16 protein-coding genes are annotated in these 17,992 nt (G+C 65.5%); 7 read left to right on the top strand and 9 right to left on the bottom strand.

Going from position 1 to position 17,992, the window contains the following annotated elements; genetic code table 11:
- Positions 1–33 precede the first annotated feature (33 nt).
- The 3 genes from eno to F3N42_RS13950 are packed head-to-tail and all read right to left on the bottom strand — an operon-like array spanning position 34 to position 3,867.
- Positions 34–1,329, bottom strand: a complete 1,296-nt coding sequence (gene eno / locus F3N42_RS13940) for a phosphopyruvate hydratase (protein WP_150865103.1) — start codon at positions 1,327–1,329, stop codon at positions 34–36.
- A 52-nt stretch (positions 1,330–1,381) separates the two neighbouring features.
- Complete coding sequence (gene kdsA, locus F3N42_RS13945; RefSeq protein WP_150865105.1) at positions 1,382–2,215, bottom strand: 3-deoxy-8-phosphooctulonate synthase; 834 nt, start codon at positions 2,213–2,215, stop codon at positions 1,382–1,384.
- Positions 2,212–3,867: a CTP synthase gene (locus F3N42_RS13950; RefSeq protein ID WP_150865107.1), complete on the bottom strand. Its 1,656-nt coding sequence runs from the start codon at positions 3,865–3,867 to the stop codon at positions 2,212–2,214. Before F3N42_RS13950 ends, kdsA begins: the two co-directional genes overlap by 4 nt.
- Positions 3,868–3,999: 132 nt before the next feature.
- Here F3N42_RS13950 and F3N42_RS13955 point away from each other — a divergent pair, with 132 nt between their 5' ends.
- A complete protein-coding gene (locus F3N42_RS13955; protein ID WP_150865109.1) occupies positions 4,000–4,521 on the top strand; it encodes a hypothetical protein in 522 nt (173 codons plus the stop codon).
- A gap of 57 nt (positions 4,522–4,578) precedes the next feature.
- Here F3N42_RS13955 and F3N42_RS13960 read toward each other — a convergent pair whose 3' ends face one another.
- Complete coding sequence (locus F3N42_RS13960) at positions 4,579–5,223, bottom strand: transposase (RefSeq protein ID WP_150865111.1); 645 nt, start codon at positions 5,221–5,223, stop codon at positions 4,579–4,581.
- 247 nt (positions 5,224–5,470) lie between these two features.
- Between F3N42_RS13960 and parE the strand changes: the two genes are divergently transcribed.
- From parE to parC, 3 genes are all read left to right on the top strand, one after another.
- Positions 5,471–7,357: a DNA topoisomerase IV subunit B gene (gene parE / locus F3N42_RS13965; protein ID WP_150865113.1), complete on the top strand. Its 1,887-nt coding sequence runs from the start codon at positions 5,471–5,473 to the stop codon at positions 7,355–7,357.
- Complete coding sequence (locus F3N42_RS13970; RefSeq protein ID WP_150865115.1) at positions 7,354–8,031, top strand: hypothetical protein; 678 nt, start codon at positions 7,354–7,356, stop codon at positions 8,029–8,031. Before parE ends, F3N42_RS13970 begins: the two co-directional genes overlap by 4 nt.
- An 84-nt stretch (positions 8,032–8,115) precedes the next feature.
- Positions 8,116–10,368, top strand: a complete 2,253-nt coding sequence (parC, locus tag F3N42_RS13975; protein WP_150865117.1) for a DNA topoisomerase IV subunit A — start codon at positions 8,116–8,118, stop codon at positions 10,366–10,368.
- Between the two features lie 63 nt (positions 10,369–10,431).
- Here the strand turns inward: parC and F3N42_RS13980 are convergent, their stop codons facing one another.
- The 4 genes from F3N42_RS13980 to F3N42_RS13995 form a co-directional block, all read right to left on the bottom strand.
- Entirely contained in the window at positions 10,432–10,797 is a 366-nt protein-coding gene (locus F3N42_RS13980; protein WP_318190957.1) for a four helix bundle protein, read from the bottom strand.
- Between the two features lie 164 nt (positions 10,798–10,961).
- Positions 10,962–12,461 carry an FMN-binding glutamate synthase family protein gene (locus F3N42_RS13985; protein WP_150865119.1) on the bottom strand — a complete coding sequence of 500 codons (1,500 nt, stop codon included), beginning with the start codon at positions 12,459–12,461 and terminating at the stop codon, positions 10,962–10,964.
- Between the two features lie 16 nt (positions 12,462–12,477).
- Positions 12,478–13,245: a peptidoglycan editing factor PgeF gene (pgeF, locus tag F3N42_RS13990; protein WP_150865121.1), complete on the bottom strand. Its 768-nt coding sequence runs from the start codon at positions 13,243–13,245 to the stop codon at positions 12,478–12,480.
- Positions 13,245–14,252 carry an RluA family pseudouridine synthase gene (locus F3N42_RS13995; protein WP_150865123.1) on the bottom strand — a complete coding sequence of 336 codons (1,008 nt, stop codon included), beginning with the start codon at positions 14,250–14,252 and terminating at the stop codon, positions 13,245–13,247. The genes pgeF and F3N42_RS13995 overlap by 1 nt, the downstream gene beginning before the upstream one ends.
- A gap of 87 nt (positions 14,253–14,339) precedes the next feature.
- Between F3N42_RS13995 and F3N42_RS14000 the strand changes: the two genes are divergently transcribed.
- Positions 14,340–15,143 carry an outer membrane protein assembly factor BamD gene (locus F3N42_RS14000; protein ID WP_150865125.1) on the top strand — a complete coding sequence of 268 codons (804 nt, stop codon included), beginning with the start codon at positions 14,340–14,342 and terminating at the stop codon, positions 15,141–15,143.
- A 146-nt stretch (positions 15,144–15,289) separates the two neighbouring features.
- Here the strand turns inward: F3N42_RS14000 and F3N42_RS14005 are convergent, their stop codons facing one another.
- Complete coding sequence (locus F3N42_RS14005) at positions 15,290–16,966, bottom strand: NAD+ synthase (protein WP_191621443.1); 1,677 nt, start codon at positions 16,964–16,966, stop codon at positions 15,290–15,292.
- Between the two features lie 104 nt (positions 16,967–17,070).
- Between F3N42_RS14005 and F3N42_RS14010 the strand changes: the two genes are divergently transcribed.
- Together F3N42_RS14010 and F3N42_RS14015 are read left to right on the top strand one after the other, a co-directional pair.
- Complete coding sequence (locus F3N42_RS14010) at positions 17,071–17,352, top strand: DUF6516 family protein (protein WP_150865129.1); 282 nt, start codon at positions 17,071–17,073, stop codon at positions 17,350–17,352.
- Positions 17,349–17,696 carry an HVO_A0114 family putative DNA-binding protein gene (locus tag F3N42_RS14015; protein WP_150865131.1) on the top strand — a complete coding sequence of 116 codons (348 nt, stop codon included), beginning with the start codon at positions 17,349–17,351 and terminating at the stop codon, positions 17,694–17,696. The genes F3N42_RS14010 and F3N42_RS14015 overlap by 4 nt, the downstream gene beginning before the upstream one ends.
- Positions 17,697–17,992 lie beyond the last annotated feature (296 nt).

Below are 17,992 nucleotides of genomic sequence, written 5' to 3' on the forward strand. Positions count from 1 at the left end.
CCCGCCGGCATCAGCTGTTCCGCGCGGCCCGGATCAGATGTCCAGGCCGGGCACGTTGGCGAAGGCGTCACGGCCGCCGTAAACGGCCTTGTCGCCCAGCGCTTCCTCGATACGCAGCAGCTGGTTGTACTTGGCCACGCGGTCGGAACGCGACATCGAGCCGGTCTTGATCTGCGTGGCGCTGGTGGCCACGGCCAGGTCGGCGATGGTGGAATCCTCGGTCTCGCCGGAGCGGTGCGAAATCACCGCGCCGAAACCGGACGCCGCCGCCAGGTTGATGGCGTTCAGGGTCTCGGTCAGCGTGCCGATCTGGTTGAACTTGATCAGGATGGCGTTGGCGATGGACTCGTCGATACCGCGCTTGAAGATCTCGGTGTTGGTGACGAACAGGTCGTCGCCCACCAGCTGGCAGCGCGCGCCGGTCAGGCGGCTGTGCGTGGCCCAGCCTTCCCAGTCGTCCTCGGCCATGCCGTCCTCGATGGAGATAATCGGGTACTGCGACACCCAGCTATCCAGGTATTCGGCGAAACCGGTGGCGTCGAAGGAGCGACCCTCGGAATCCAGGTGGTAGCGGCCATCGCGGTAGAACTCGGTGGAGGCTACGTCCAGGCCCAGGTAGACGTCCTTGCCGACGGCGTAGCCCGCTTTTTCGATGGCCTCCAGGATCACTTCCACGGCCGACTCGTTGGACGGCAGGTCCGGCGCGAAGCCGCCCTCGTCGCCCACTGCGGTGCTCATGCCGCGGCCCTTCAGTACTTTTGCCAGCGCATGAAACACCTCGGCGCCGCAGCGCAGGGCCTCGGAGAAGCTGGGCAGGCCCACCGGCAGGATCATGAACTCCTGCATGTCGACGGAGTTATCGGCGTGCGCGCCGCCGTTGATAATGTTCATCATCGGCACCGGCATGCCCACCTTGCCATTGCCGGCCAGCTGCGCCCACAGCGGCTTGCGGTGATGGTCGGCAAGCGCGCGGGCCGTGGCCAGCGACACGCCCAGCAGCGCATTGGCGCCCAGGCGCGCCTTGTTGGGCGTGCCGTCCAGGTCGATCATCGCGGTGTCGACGGCGGCCTGGTCTTCCGCGTCCATGCCCACCACCGTGTCGGCGATCTCGCCGTTGACGTTGGCCACCGCCTGGCGCACACCCTTGCCGCCGTAGCGGCTGGCGTCGCCGTCGCGCAGTTCGATCGCCTCGCGGGTGCCGGTGGAGGCGCCCGAGGGCACCGCGGCGCGGGCGAAAGCGCCCGAATCCAGCGTGACTTCGGCTTCCAGCGTCGGGTTACCGCGCGAATCGATGATTTCCCGCGCGTGTACGGTCTTGATGGTGGTCATTGGGTACGTCCTGTCAGTTCGTGTTGATTTGAAATTCTGTCGATCGGCGGTGTCAGAACCGTGACTCCAGCCACGGCGAGCGCTTGCTCACTTCGTCCAGCGCCATCAGCGTTTCCAGCAGTTCCTCGACCATGCCCAGCGGCCAGGCGTTGGGGCCGTCGCTGAGGGCTTTCGCCGGGTCCGGGTGCGATTCCATGAACACGCCGGCTACGCCTGTGGCCACGGCCGCGCGCGCCAGCACCGGCACGAACTCGCGCTGGCCGCCGGAGGTCGCGCCCTGCCCGCCCGGCAGCTGCACCGAGTGCGTGGCATCGAACACCACCGGGCAGCCGGTCTCGCGCATGATCGCCAGCGAGCGCATGTCGGACACCAGGTTGCCATAGCCGAAACTGGCGCCGCGCTCGCAGACCATGATCTGCTCGTTACCGGTCGCGCGCGCCTTGTCGACCACGTTGGTCATGTCCCACGGCGACAGGAACTGGCCCTTCTTGATGTTGACGGGCAGCCCGGCCTCGCAGGCGCGGGTGATGAAATTGGTCTGCCGGCACAGGAACGCCGGCGTCTGCAGCACGTCGACCACTTCGGCCACCGCCTGCATGTCGGTGTCTTCGTGGACGTCGGTGAGCACCGGCACGTCCAGCTGCTTCTTCACCTCGGCCAGGATACGCAGGCCCTCGTCCTGGCCCAGCCCGCGAAAGCTCGACAGCGAGGAACGGTTGGCCTTGTCGTACGACGACTTGTAGATGAACGGGATGCCCAGCCTGGCAGTGATTTCCTTCAGCTGCCCGGCGGTGTCGATGGCCAGCTGCTCGGACTCGACCACGCAGGGGCCGCAGATCAGGAACAGCGGCTGGTCGGCGCCGACCTCGAAGCCGCAGAGCTTCACAGCTGCGCCACGTCGGCCGGCACTTCACCGCGCTGGTGCTTCAGCGCCGCCTCGATAAAGCCGGTGAACAGCGCGTGACCGCCACGCGGCGACGACGTGAACTCGGGGTGGAACTGGCAGCCCAGGAACCACGGGTGATCAGGGATCTCGACGATCTCGACCAGGGTCTCGTCCATCGACAGGCCGGACAGGCGCATGCCGTTCTTCTTCAGGTCTTCGCGGTAATGGTTGTTGAACTCGAAGCGGTGACGATGACGCTCGGTGATGATGTCCTCGCCGTAGGTTTTGCGCGCCAGCGAACCGTCCTGCAGGCGGCAGCGCTGGCCGCCCAGGCGCATGGTGCCGCCCAGGTCGGAATCCTCGTCGCGGGTCTCAACCTTGCCGGAGCGGTCGGTCCACTCGGTGATCAGGCCGATGACCGGGTGCGGGGTCTGCCTGTCGTTCTCGGTGCTGTTGGCGCCTTCCAGGCCGCAGACGTTGCGCGCGAATTCCACCACCGCGGCCTGCATGCCGTAGCAGATGCCCAGGTACGGAATGCCATTCTCACGCGCATGACGGATGGCCGCCACCTTGCCCTCGAAGCCGCGCTCGCCAAAGCCGCCGGGCACCAGGATGGCGTCGGCGCCGTCGATGACGCTGATGCCCTTGGTCTCCAGGTCCTCGGACTCCACCGCCATGATGTTGACCTTGATGCGCTGGCGCAGGCCACCGTGGACCAGGGCCTCGGTCAGCGACTTGTAGGCGTCGGAATGGTTGACGTACTTGCCGACCATGGCGACGGTCACCTCGTGCTGGGTGTTGACCATGCGGTCGACGACCTCGCGCCAGTCGGACAGGTCGGCCTCGCCGCTCACCTGCAGGCCCAGCTTCTCGACCAGCAGGTCGTCCAGGTCCTGCTCGTGCAGCAGCATCGGGATCTCGTAGATGCCATGGCGCGCGTCCAGCGCGGCGATGACGGCCTTCTTCGGCACGTTCGTGAACAGCGCGATCTTACCGCGCTCCTCGTCGGTGATCGGGTTCTCGCAGCGGCACAGCAGGATGTCCGGCTGGATACCGATGGAGCGCAGTTCCTTCACCGAGTGCTGGGTCGGCTTGGTCTTGGTCTCGTTGGCGGCCTTGATGTACGGGATCAGCGTCAGGTGCATGAACAGCGTGTTGTACTCGCCTTCCACGTCCAGCTGGCGGATCGCCTCCAGGAACGGCATCGCCTCGATGTCGCCCACCGTACCGCCAATCTCGATCATGGCCACGTCATAGCCCTCGGCGCAGCGCTTGATGCAGGCCTTGATCTCGTCGGTGATGTGCGGGATCACCTGCACCGTGCCACCCAGGTAGTCGCCGCGGCGCTCCTTGTTGATCACGTTCAGGTAAATACGGCCGGTGGTGACGTTGTTCACCTGGCCCATGCGCGTGCGCACGAAGCGCTCGTAGTGACCCAGGTCCAGGTCGGTTTCGGCACCATCCTCGGTGACGTAAACCTCGCCATGCTGGAACGGGCTCATCGTGCCCGGGTCGACGTTGATGTAGGGGTCGAGTTTCATCAGCGTGACCTTCAGGCCACGTGACTCGAGAATGGCGGCCAACGAGGCCGAAGAAAGGCCTTTGCCCAACGAGGAAACAACGCCACCAGTGACGAATACAAGAGATGTCATGCCAGAACCCGCAGAAGTGAATCGGTCTGGATGTGAATTATAGTGGCCGGGGCGGCATGGCGCGAGGGTTGAAGGTACAATGCCGGCTTTTCAGGGGGAGCGGATTCTCCGCAAAGGCCAGGTATAGTCATCATGAACCGACGTTCACGCCTCGTTCGCGCGACGCTTTTGCTCGCCACGCTCATGTTCACCGCACCGGCATTGGCCGATGACTGGTTCCCGTCCGTTGACTGGTCGGTCGACCACTGGCGCTTCCAGACCTCGCTGTACACCAAGCACTTTGACCCCGATCCCGAGCACGACAACACCCAGGGACTGATCAATTTTGAAGCCTGGAACAAGGACGGCTACCACGCCGGCTTTGCCTGGTTCGACAACTCGTTCGGCCAGGACTCGCAGTACCTGTACGTCGGCAAGGCCTGGGAGCTGGGCAAGCCCGACCACTTCTACTGGCGCGTGACCGCCGGCCTGCTGCACGGCTACAAGGACGAGTACGAAGACAAGATCCCGCTCAACAGCCTGGGCGTTGCCCCCGCGATCGTCCCCACCCTGGGCTACCGCTACAAGCGCGTCTTCGCCGAGTACCAGCAACTCGGCCTGGCCGCCGGCATGCTCACCGCCGGCTTCACCTTCGGAGTGAAGGGGTCAGAGTAGGGTCAGAGTCAACTCTGAGTCGAGCCTGAGTCGAACCGGGTTAACACCTGCAATCGCTCAGGACCGAAGCGCACTAACACGTTCCCTGAATCTTTTTGAACCCAGAACCAACCCCGCGTTCGTACATTGACGAACCCGCACGATTGTCTCGATATCCAGCCCCTCGTCAACCAACGCCCGCCAAGCTTGCTGTCGTTGTACTTGCTTCCGCCCCAGGCTGATGTATAGCTCATGTGGCGACCACAAGCGCGCCCTGACACCAACCGCATGAGCGTTATAGCTGGACCAGTGATAGTCGCCTGGAGCGGCCACCATTCCTGCCCTGACCGGGTTTAGCTCAATGTATCGCAGGCAGGTCAGGAAATACCTCTCCTCCTGAACCACACTTGCCCTGAACCTGCCTTCGAACAACGCGCCGCTGCGGCTGTAAGCGCTATTGAAATAGCGGACATACAGCCGACCCAACAATTGCATCAGTCGCGAAACGCTGTCGTCCTGAGACGGCGTAGCCAACAGATGGACATGATTGGTCATGAACACCCAGCCATGTACAGCCACCCCAAAGCGTGCTGCACTTTCCGCCAACCAGTTGGCAAACACGGCAAAGTCCGTTTCGGACGCGAAGATCGCCTGGCGGTTGTTTCCCCGCTGGATTACGTGGACAGGCAATCCCGAGGGGCAGAATCTAGTTCTTCTAGGCATAACATTTTCCTGGCGCACCCTTGATCAAACCATGAGCGATCGGACTTGTTAACTGCTACTGCAAAATCACTCATACAGCTGTAATCAGGAGGCATGCATCTTAGTAGGACGACTCGGATTCGACTCGGAGTTAACTCTGACCCGACTCTGACCCCACAACTCCCACAACTCGTGCGTTTCCGGCTATGATTCTGGGCCAAATGAAGTTCTTTCTTTTGGCCATTGCACCACGGAGCACCCCGCTGAAATGAGTTCAGCCCAGTACCAGGCCCGGGACATCGAAGTCCTGTCCGGCCTTGAGCCCGTCCAGCGCCGGCCGGGCATGTATACCGACACCGCCCGACCCAACCACCTGGCCCAGGAAGTCATCGACAACAGCGTCGACGAGGCCCTGGCTGGCCACGCGAAAGCCATCACGGTCACGCTGCACGAAGACGGTTCGGTTGAAGTGGCCGACGACGGCCGCGGCATGCCGGTGGATATTCACCCCGAACATGGCATCCCGGGCATCGAGCTGATCCTCACGCGCCTGCATGCCGGCGGCAAGTTCTCCAACGACAACTACCAGTACTCCGGCGGCCTGCACGGCGTGGGTGTCTCGGTGGTCAACGCGCTGTCCACGGACCTGGAGGTCTGGGTCAAGCGCGACGGCAAGGAATGGCACATCAGCTTCCGCGACGGCGAGCGCCACACCGAACTGAAGGAAATCGGCGAAGTCGGCCGCCGCAACACCGGCACGCGGGTCAGGTTCTGGCCCGACCCGAAGTATTTCGACACGGCAAAAATCTCCGTCCGCAGCCTGCGCCACCTGCTGCGCGCCAAGGCCGTGCTTTGCCCCGGCCTGCAGGTCACGCTCATCGACGGCAAATCCGGCGACAAGGAAACCTGGCAGTACGAGGATGGCCTGTCCGAGTACCTGGTCACAGAACTGGATGGCGCCCCGCTGTTGCCGGAAGCACCGTTTACCGGCGACATGAAGGGCGAGGATTCCGAGGTCACCTGGGCGCTGGCCTGGCTCCCGGAAGGCACCGCCGTCACCGAGAGCTACGTCAACCTGATCCCGACCGCCCAGGGCGGCACCCACGTGAACGGCCTGCGCACCGGCATCGTCGAATCATTAAGGGAGTTCTGTGAGCTGCACAACCTGCTGCCGCGCGGCGTGCGGCTGGCGCCGGAGGACCCGTGGGAGCGTGTCACCTACGTGCTGTCCATGCGCATGGGCGACCCGCAGTTCAGCGGCCAGACCAAGGAGCGCCTGTCATCGCGCTCCGCCGCCAGCTTCGTGGCCGGCGTGGTCAAGGACGCCTTCAGCCTGTGGCTGAACAAGCACGTGAACGAGGGCCAGGAGATCGCGCGGCTGGCCATTGAAAATGCGCAGAAGCGCATGAAGAAGTCGAAGAAGGTGGCGCGCAAGAAGGTCACCTCCGGCCCCGCCCTGCCCGGCAAGCTGGCCGACTGCTCCAGCGAGGACCTGTCGGTCACCGAGCTGTTCCTGGTGGAAGGTGATTCCGCCGGCGGCTCCGCCAAGCAGGCCCGCAACCGCGAATACCAGGCCATCCTGCCGCTGCGCGGCAAGATCCTGAACACCTGGGAGGTCGAGTCCGACGGCGTGCTGGCCAACCAGGAAGTGCACGACATCTCCATCGCCATCGGCGTCGACCCGGGCTCGTCCGAAATCAGCGGCCTGCGCTACGGCAAGGTCATCATCCTGGCCGACGCCGACTCCGACGGCCTGCACATCGCCACGCTGCTGGCGGCGCTGTTCCTGAAACACTTCCGCCCGCTGGTGGAGTCCGGCCACGTGTTCGTGGCCATGCCGCCGCTGTACCGCATCGACGTCGGCAAGGAGACCCATTACGCGCTGGACGCCGAGGAGCGCGCCGGCATCATGGAAATGATCGCGGCGGAAAAGAAGAAGGGCAAGGTCATGGAAACCCGCTTCAAGGGCCTGGGCGAGATGAACCCGCTGCAGCTGCGCGAGTCCACCATCGACCCCAACACCCGCCGACTGGTGCAACTGACCATCGACAACGATGCCGCAACCGGCGAAATGATGGACATGCTGCTGGGCAAGAAGCGCGCCTCGGACCGCAAGGCCTGGCTCGAAGACAAGGGCGACCTGGCCACCGTATGAACCGTCCCGCCCGCCAGCCCACCAGGCGAGCGGCCAGGCCGCGGGCCATCGCGCTGCTGGCCGCAGCGCCTCGCTTCGCCGCCTCGGTGGCGGCCGCCATGCTCCTGCACGGCTGCGCCTACATCACCGCCGAGGCCCCGGTCGGTGAGCAGCCCGTCCACCTGGCCACCGAAGACCTGGCCGGCGCCTGGCACGGCGACAACGTCACCGTCACCTTCGAGCCGGTCAACGTGGCCGAAGGCCGCTACCGCGCCCTGTGGACCGAGGACGGCCAGCAAAAGTCACTTGAGCTGCTGCTGCGCGCCCACCGGCCCGCACCAGGCAGCGGCGGCCAGCCCTGGCGAATGTGGAACGTCAAGGTGGCCGACTTCCAGGCCAGCGAAGGCACCGCCCCGGACCTGGACCAGGCCAACAGCACCGACGGCGAGCGCCACGATCACTATTACTGGGGCCGCTTCCGCCTGGAAGGCGACCGACTGATCGCCTGGGGCCCCAGCGCCTCGCGCCTGGCCCCGCTGGTCGAAGCCGGCGCATTGCCCGGCGAGCTCGTCGAAGACAACGTCCGCCTGGGCACGCTGACGACAGAACACCTGGACATCATCACCGGCAACGACCACGGCGTCCTCCTCGACTGGGAGTACCCCCTGGTCCTCTACCGAATCATCCATGACTGAAAGTGTTTTAGTCACGCGTCACGGGTGACAGGTAACGCGTGACGCGTGACTAAATCGAATAGCGACAATCGAAGCAACATTACTATGACCGAACTGACACAGAGCTTTTCCGACCACGAAAAGGTGCCGCTGCGCGAGTACGCCGAGCGCGCCTACCTGGACTACTCCATGTACGTGGTGCTCGACCGCGCGCTGCCGAACATCGGCGACGGCCTGAAACCGGTGCAGCGAAGAATCGTCTACGCCATGAGCGAACTGGGCCTGTCGGCGGCGTCCAAGCACAAGAAGTCCGCGAGAACCGTGGGTGACGTGCTGGGCAAGTTCCACCCGCACGGCGACTCGGCCTGCTACGAGGCCATGGTGCTGATGGCGCAGCCGTTCAGCTACCGCTATCCGCTGATCGACGGCCAGGGCAACTTCGGCTCGCCGGACGACCCCAAGTCGTTCGCCGCCATGCGCTACACGGAATCGCGCCTGGCGCCCTACGCCAAGGCGCTGCTGAGCGAACTCGGCATGGGCACGGTGGATTTCCAGCCCAATTTCGACGGCACGCTGAAGGAACCGGTGATCCTGCCCGCGCGCCTGCCCAATGTGCTGCTCAACGGCGGCACCGGCATCGCCGTCGGCATGGCCACGGACATCCCGCCGCATAACCTGAACGAGGTGGTCACCGCCTGCATCCGCCTGCTCGACGAACCCAAGGCCACGGTCGAGCAGCTGTGCGAGCACGTGCAGGGCCCGGACTTCCCCACCGACGCAGAGATCATCACCCCGCGCGACGACCTGCTGAAGATCTACGAGACCGGCCACGGCTCGGTCAAGGCGCGCGCCGTGTACACGCGCGAGGACATCGACATCATCATCACCGCGCTGCCGCACCAGGTCTCGCCGGCCAAGGTGCTGGAGCAGATCGCCCAGCAGATGCGCGACAAGAAGCTGCCGATGGTCGAGGACCTGCGCGACGAGTCCGACCACGAAAACCCCACGCGACTGGTGATCACGCCGCGCTCCAACCGCGTCGACATCGAACAGCTGATGAACCACCTGTTCGCGACCACGGACCTGGAACGCAACTACCGCGTCAACCTGAACATCATCGGCATCAACGGCAAGCCCCAGGTGCTGGACCTGCGCACGCTGCTGAAAGAATGGCTGCAGTTCCGCACCCAGACCGTCACCCGGCGCCTGGAATTCCGCCTGGACCAGGTCGTCGACCGCCTGCATATCCTCGAAGGCCTGCTGGTCGCCTACCTGAACATCGACGAGGTGATCCACATCATCCGTACCGAAGACGAGCCCAAGCCGGCGCTGATGGCCGCTTTCGGCCTGACCGCCACCCAGGCCGAGGCCATCCTCGAACTGAAGCTGCGCAACCTGGCGAAGCTGGAGGAAATGAAGATCCGCGGCGAGCAGGAAGCGCTGGAGGAAGAACGCCAGTCACTGGAACTGACCCTGGGCTCGAAGGCGCGCATGAAGACGCTGATCAAGAATGAGCTGACCGAGGACGCCGAAAAGTACGGCGACGAGCGACGTTCACCCATCGTCGAGCGCGAGTCCGCCCAGGCCCTGCGCGAGGAAGACCTGATGTCATCCGAGCCGGTGACCGTCGTGCTGTCGAAGGCCGGCTGGGTCCGCGCCGCCAAGGGCCACGACATCGACGCCGAGGCACTCAGCTACAAGGCCGGCGACGAATACCTGGACGACGCCCGCGGCCGCAGCAACCAGCAGGCCGTGTTCCTGGACTCGACCGGCCGCGCCTACGCGCTGGCCGCGCACACCCTGCCCTCGGCCCGCGGCCTGGGCGAACCGCTCACCAGCCGCTTCAACCTGGCCGACGGCGCCCGCTTCACCCACGCCCTGGCTGGCGACGCCGAGCAGAAAATCGTCCTCGCCAGCACCTTCGGCTACGGCTTCGTCACCGCCATGGAGAACCTGCACAGCCGCATGAAGGCCGGCAAGGCCATGCTCACCGTGCGCGACGGCGCCGAGCCGGTCCGCCCGGCCATCATCACCCCGGGCGCGGACACCATCGTCTGCGCCACCAGCGACGGCTACCTGCTCGCCTTCCCCCTGGCCGACCTGCCCGAACTCGCCAAGGGCAAAGGCAACAAGATGATCGGCGTGCCTCCCAAGCGCCTGAAAGCCGGCGAAGAGCACATGGTCGGCATGGTCGTCCTGGGCGAAGGCCAGGAAATCCTGGTCTGGGCCGGCAAACAGTACCTGCGCATGGCCGCGAAAGACCTGGAGCACTACCGCGGCGACCGCGCCAAGCGCGGCCGCAAGCTGCCCAAAGGCTACCAGCGCGTCACCATGCTCGAGGTGACGGGTGACGGGTGACGGGTGACGCGTGACGCGTGACGCGTGACGCGTGACGGTGGGAGTGTTGCGCGACAATCGTTGTTAATGAAGGGATTGGAGTTCGAGTTTTCGGATCAGGCCGAAAAGCAGCTTGAAGAGCCGATCGCTCAGGTCCTGCAGCTTTGACAACTCGATCGGGTATCCCAGGTTCTGGCTGACCAGGGCCTGGGTTTCGAGTTCGGCCAATGACCCGCGGGCAATCAGCAGAAACCGGCGGAAATCAGCGTTTGATCCGCGCCCGGCCCCCTCCGCGATATTGGACGGTATAGAGACTGCCGCCCGCCGCATCTGCGCGCTCAACCCAAACTGCTCATGCCCCGGAAACCCCGATGTCTGCTCATAGACGACCTGCACCAGTTCCATGGCCACCTGCCAAACATCCAACTTAAAGTGCCCGTTCCGCACCACAACGCCCCAAACGCAGTACCGGCACTCATCCTCCCAAACAACCCCACCCCACCGATACAGCAAATCCCCCAAATCCCCGTAGTCATTCTCCCCGTCTCGCGTCACGCGTCACGCGTCACCTGTCACGCGTCACGCGTCACGCGTCACGCGTCACGCGTCACGCGTCACGCGTCACGCGTCACCGGAGGATGAAGCACATCCAAAGGCAACGACAACCCATTCGCACTGACCACGCGCGCATGGTGACGCCGTAAAAGCCGCGGCTCGGCCAGGCCGCAGGAATGCGCGATCATGCAGACCTCGTGGGCCATGTTCTGGGCGTAATGCATGACGCGCACGGCCTTGTCTTCGGGGTCCAGGCCGCGTTGCAGGCGCTTGTCGTGGGTGGTGATGCCCGTGGGGCAAGTGTTCTTGTTGCAGCGCATGGCCTGGATGCAGCCGAGCGCGAACATGAAGCCGCGGGCGGCGTTGACGGAGTCGGCGCCCATGGCCAGTGCCCAGGCGACGTCGGCGGGGGTGACGCGCTTGCCGGAGCAGATCACGCGGATGCGCGGGCGCAGGCCGTACTGGTCGAGCTTGTCGATAACCATGGGCAGTGATTCGCGCAGCGGCAGGCCCATCTCGTCCATCAGTGGCAGGGGCGCGGCGCCGGTACCGCCGTCGCCGCCGTCGATGGTGATGAAGTCCGGCGCCGATTCCGGGCCGCGCGCCAGCACCAGCTGGCAGAACTCGTCCAGCCAGCCGGCGGCGCCCACCACGGCCTTGAAGCCGGTGGGCAGGCCGGACACTTCGCGGATGTGGCCGATCATGTCCAGCAGGTCGGCCAGCGAATCGATCTCCGGGTGGCGGTTGGGGCTGATCGAGTCCTGGCCGGCGGGAATATGGCGAATGCCGGCGATCTCGTCGGTGACCTTGGCGGCCGGCAGGATGCCGCCCTTGCCGGGCTTGGCGCCCTGTGACAGCTTCAGTTCCACCATTTTCACCACCGGGTTGTCGGTGATGACCTTGAGCTTGGCGTCGTCCAGCCGGCCGTCGGCGTCGCGGCAGCCGTACTTGGCGGTGCCAATCTGGAACACCACGTCGCAGCCGCCCTCGGTGTGCCACGGCGCCAGGCCGCCCTCACCGGTGTTCAGCCAGATGCCGGCCATGGCTGCGCCCTTCGACAGCGCCCGCACCGCCGGCCGCGACAGCGCGCCGTAGCTCATCGCCGAGATGTTGAAGAATGAACGCGTCTCGTAGGGCTGGCGCGCGTATGGGCCGTAAACAATGGCGGCCGGCTCCTCGATCTCGTCCTCCAGCGGCGGGAACATGCCGTTGGCGAACATCACCGTGCCCTCGATGTTCAGGTTCTTGGTGGAGCCAAAGGCGCTGGTGATGTCGCGGTTGCGCGAGGCGTGCTCGGCCCAGTTGCGCTGGGCGCGGTTGAACGGCAGCTCCTCGCGGTCCATGGCGAAGAAGTACTGGCGGAAAAATTCGCCCAGGTGGCTGAAAAAGCTGCGGAACCGGCCCACCACCGGGTAGTTGCGGCGGATCGAGTTGACGGTCTGGTGCTTGTCGTAGAAATACATGCCGACCAGGGTCAGCAGGCCCAGGCCGACGAGGATGACGAACAGCGTTGCCATCCATTCCAGCGCGTGCAGGACGATCGGGGGTACGGTGAACATCGCTTGCGTCCTCTTGTCAGTTGGGCGACGTGAGCCAGATGGTCGTCGCCATGCGCCCGGTCACGCCGTCACGGCGGTAGGAAAAAAACCGGTCGCGCTCAGTATACGTACAGTAGCCGCCGCCGAAGACGCGCTCGACGCCGGCCGCCGCCAGGCGGTCGCGGGCCAGGCCGTACAGGTCGCACCACCATTTGCGGCGGCCGTCCGGGTCGGCGGGCGCGGGCCGAAAACGCTGCCCGGCCCTGTCACCGCCCGGTTGGCCGGGCGCCGTGAAGGCCTCCAGCACGTCGTCGCCCACCTCGAAGGCGTCGGCGCCGATGGCCGGGCCCAGCCAGGCCAGCAGCGTGTCCGGCGAAGCGTCCAGTGCGGCGACGGTCGCTTCCAGCACGCCACCGGCCAGCCCGCGCCAGCCGGCGTGCGCCGCGCCCACACGGGTGCCGTCGACATCGCAGAACAATACCGGCAGGCAGTCGGCGGTCATCACCGTGCAGCACCAGCCGGGCGTGAACGCCACCACGGCGTCGGCGCGTGGCGGGTTGGCGGCGGAAAAGTCTTCGCGACGGGCGACATCAACACCGTGAACCTGGTGCATCCAGCCCGGCGGGCCCGGCAGGGCGACCTGGAAACGGGCGCGGTTCTCCTCCACCACGGCATCGTCATCGCCGCAGCCGCGGCCCAGGTTAAAGCTGGCCCAGGGCCCGCTGCCGGCGCCGCCCACCCGCGTGGTGGCGAACGCGCGGACGTTGTCCGGGCGCGGCCACTGCGGGCGGACCCGGCGGAACATCAGCCCGGCCCCGTGCCGTCGCCGGATGCCGTGCCGTCGCCGGGCGGCGGGTCGAACTGCGCCAGCGCGTCCAGCAGGCCGCGGATGTCGTCCGGCACAGGCGCCGTGAACGCCATGCGCTCGCCGCTGTCCGGGTGCTCCAGCTTCAGCGTGCGCGCGTGCAGCGCCTGGCGCGGGAAGGCCTCGACGGCCGCGCGCGCGGCATCGCCCAGGCCGGATCGTTTGGGAATACGCTGGCCGTACACGGGGTCGCCCACCATCGGGAAGCCCAGGTGCTGCACGTGCACGCGAATCTGGTGCGTGCGCCCGGACTCCAGCGCCACTTCCAGGTGGCTGAAGTGGCCGAAATAGGCCCGGCGCCGAAAATGGCTCACGGCCGGCTTGCCACCGGCGACCACGGCCATGCGCTTGCGATCACTGGGATGCCGGCCCACCGGCGCGTCGATGGTGCCACGCGGCGGCGCCAGGCCGTGCACCACGGCCTCGTAGACGCGGCCCATGCGCCGGTCCTGCAACTGCGACACCAGGTGCGCGTGCGCCTTCAGCGTGCGCGCCACCACCATCACGCCCGAGGTGTCCTTGTCCAGGCGGTGGACGATGCCCGAACGCGGCACCGACTCCAGCTCCGGCGCCAGGTGCAGCAGCCCGTTCTGCATCGTGCCGTCGGCATGGCCCGCGGCCGGGTGCACCACCAGCCCGGGCGGCTTGTCGAGCACGATGATCTGCTCGTCCTCGTGCAGCACGGTCAGCGGGATGGCCTGGGCGACGACATCACCCTCGGGCTCCAGCCGCGCCTCCAGCCGCAGCCATTCGCCGCCCGACAACCGCTGCGCGGGCCGCCCGCCGGCGCCGTCCACGGTCAACGCGCCGTCGCGAATCCAGCGCTGCAGGCGCGCGCGCGAGAAGTCGGAAAACAGCACCGAGGCCACCTGGTCCAGGCGCTCCCCGGCCTGCTCGGCGGGCACCTGGCGCTCGGTGACAACGGGGTTTGGAAGGGAGGTATTCATGGAACCGGCATTGTAGGCGCGGGTCGGAAGTAGTGAAAGCGGCCCCGTTGGGCTATTATTTCGCGCGCGCATCATTCGAGTCACTTCATGTCACGTCACAAAACCCTGTTCAAGACCGCCATCCTTCTGCTGGCCTGCGCCCTCATCCTGGGCGGCTGCCGCAAGGACAACGAATTCGACAACCGCTCCGCCGAGGAGCTGTACGCCGAGGCCAAGGCCTACCTGGAAAAGAACAACTGGCGCGGCGCCGTGCGGGCCTACCGGACCCTGCAGACGCGCTACCCCTTCGGCCGCTACGCCGAGCAGGCGCAGCTGGAAATGGCCTACGCCTTCTACCGCGCCAGCCAGCCCGAACTGGCCCTGTCCACCGCCGACCGCTTCATCCGCATGTACCCGGCGCACCCGAACCTGGACTACGCCTTCTACATCCGCGGCCTGACCAACTACGACCAGCGCATCGGTTTTCTTGAAAAGCTGATGCCCGACCGGGTGAATGACCGCGACCAGTCGGTGGCGCTGGAAGCCTTCCGCGACTTTGACCAGCTCACCCGGCGCTTCCCGGACAGCCGCTACGCGCCCGACGCGCGCCAGCGCATGGTCTACCTGCGCAACGCCATGTCCGCCTACGAGCTGGACGTGGCCGAGTACTACCTGCGCCGCAAGGCCTACGTGGCTGCCGCCAACCGCGCCCGCTACCTGCTCGAGACCTACCCGGGCTCACCCGAAGCCGGCAACGCCCTGGTGGTGCTGAACAAGGCCTACAACGAGCTCGACCTGCCCGAACTGGCCGACGACGCCCTCCAGGTGCTCGAATACAACGACCCGGAGCACGCCTACCTGACCGGCGAGAAAGAGGGTGGGTTCTTTAGCAAGGTGTGGCCTTTCGACTAGGTTACGCGTGACGCGTGACGCGTGACGCGTGACGAACACACCGGCGCGTGTGCCTTCCGACGCAAAAAGCGTCGCACTTTCCTGTCACCGTAAACGCGTCACCGTTACGCGTTACGCGTTACGCGTTACGCGTTACGCGTCACCCGTTACGCGTCACCAAGCTCCCGCCAGCCGGAGGTCATCGGGTAACGCCGATCCCGCCCGAATCCGCGTGACGTGACGCGCGTGCCAGGAGCGCCCTGGCGACGCTTGTATTCATTGCGCAGCACCATGCCGGCCACGCGCCGGACCATCGGTTCCTCGAAACCGTCGGCGACGATGTCGGCGATGGACCAGTCCAGGTCGACAAAGCGATGCAGGATTTCGTCGAGGATGTCGTAGGGGGGCAGGCTGTCCTCGTCGAGCTGGTCGTGGCGCAGTTCTGCCGATGGCGGGCGCTCGATCACGCCCACGGGGATGGCGTCGGCATCGCCGGCGGTCGCGGCCAGGCCCATGCGCGCCACCGCGGCATCATCGTGGGCGGCCTGGTTGCGCCAGCGGCTGAGCGTGAACACGCGCGTTTTCAGCACGTCCTTCAGCGGTGAGAAACCGCCACACATGTCGCCGTAGATGGTGCTGTAGCCCACCGCCAGCTCGCTCTTGTTGCTGGTGGCCAGCGGCAGCCAGCCGAACTTGTTCGACAGCGCCATGACGATATTGCCGCGGATGCGGGCCTGCAGGTTTTCCTCGGCCAGGTCGACGGCGTGGCCCTCGAACGATGGCGCCAGGGCATGACTGAGCGCTTCGAAGCTGTCTTCGATGGAGATCGTCCGGTAGTCCACGCCCAGCGCGTCGGCCTGCTCGGCCGCCAGGTCCAGGCTCAGCTGGCTGGTGTAGCGCGACGGCATCATCACCACGTGAACGTGCTCCGGGCCCAGCGCGTCGGCGGCCAGCGCCAGGGTCAGCGCGGAGTCGATGCCACCGGACAGGCCGAAGACCACGTCGCTGAAGCCGTTCTTGCGCGTGTAGTCGCGCAGGCCGCGCGCCAGCGCCAGGTACAGCTCGGCCATCTCGTCGGCCGGCGGTGCGGGCCAGTCGTGGGCGGCAAAGGTGCCGGACGCCGGGTCGTAGTCGGCCAGCAGCAGCGCGTCTTCGCACAGCGGGCCCAGCGCGGCGATCTCGCCGGCACCGGTGACCAGCGCGCTGCGGCCGTCGAACACCAGGTCGTCCTGGCCGCCGACCAGGTTGCAGTACACCATCGGCAGCCCGGTCTCGCCGGCGCGCTCGCGGAACATCCACTCGCGGTCGGTGATCTTGCCGTCGCGATACGGCGACGCATTCGGCGCGACCAGCAACTGCGCGCCGGCGGCCTTCGCCTTCGCGGCGGGCTCCGCTTCCCACGAGTCCTCGCAGACCAGCACGCCCACGGCGCAGCCCTTCAGGTTGACCACCAGCGGCTCGGTGCCGGCGGTGAAGTAGCGCGCCTCGTCGAACACCGCGTAGTTGGGTAGCTGGTGCTTGAAGTAGCGGCCCACCACCTGGCCGTCGCGCAGCCAGCTGGCGGCGTTATGGCGCTCGCCGTCCTGCATCCACGGGTGGCCGACGACGACATCGATGCCGTGCACCTGCTCCGTCAGCGCGGCCATGGCCCGGTGCACCGAGCGCATGAAACCCGGCCGCAGCAAAAGGTCTTCCGGCGGGTAGCCGGTCAACGCCAGTTCTGGGAACACCACCAGGTCGGCGCCCACCTCGCGGGCGGCGGTCACGGTGGAAATAATGCGTTCAAGGTTTCCGGGCGTATCGCCCACCAGGAAATCCTGCTGTGCCAGTGCGATTTTGATCATGCACGCAATGTAGCAAATCGCCTACGCGAGGTCGCTGCGTTTGTCGCTATACAAGAGGGAAATTTTTGTTTGTCATATTGCAAACAGGACTTTTTGTTTCTAAAATGACAAACAAAAGCGCACACCTTCTACTTGAAGAAAAGCGGGAGATCAGCGGATTCAGGTTCGAGATGGTCGCGTGGGAAGTACCGACGTCAGAGCACTATCCTCACGGAATTTCCTACCGTTTCTGGTTCGGAAATGCCCGTGATACGTTGGTGTTGTACGACGTGCATCATGGTAAGCCATACCACAAGCACCTGGCAGGCAAAGTGTTTCCATACGAGTTTACGGACCTGAACGCATTGATCGACGATTTTCTGGCCGATACGGAGGTTTTCAGATGAAGACACTGACCATTAAGCTGGAAACACTTGAGGAAGTCGTTGAACGTGCAAAAACGGCGGCCACCACCCGCCAATACCAGGGCAGTTTCCTGACGTTCGGAACATATAACGATTTTGCCCGGGTCATCACGGGCAACCGGCTTCGCATGCTCAACACGCTGGTCAATACCGACGAAGGCCTGACCGTTCGTGGACTAGCCGACAAACTTGGCCGAAACCTGCGGGCAGTTCATGACGACTTGAAGGCACTGGAATCCTACGGCCTGGTGGTCAACGAACGCGGCAACATCCACGTGCCCTACGACGACCTGCACATCGACGTTCACATCCGCCGCGCGGCGTGAAGGGCTTTCTCTCTGTCGGGGTGGGTGTGCGCCCTGGGGATGTGGTCGCCTGGCCTTCGGCTGCCCTCGCGGCGAGATTCTTGGTGGGGTCGGACTGACGGGGCATCCTGCCCCGGCAGTCCTCAGCGCGCCATCCCTGGCGCGCTGACCCCAGTCGAATCCCGCCACTCGGCAGGCTCCGACACATCCCCAGGGCGCACACCCACCCCGGCGCCGAAACGCCTTCACGGCTCTTTTGGGCAGGGCGGTAATGAAGGGGTCAGAGTAGGGGGTCAGAGTCGTGACCCTGACCCCCT

Origin of the sequence: Marinihelvus fidelis (assembly GCF_008725655.1) — a bacterium.
Taxonomy (GTDB): domain Bacteria; phylum Pseudomonadota; class Gammaproteobacteria; order Xanthomonadales; family SZUA-36; genus Marinihelvus; species Marinihelvus fidelis.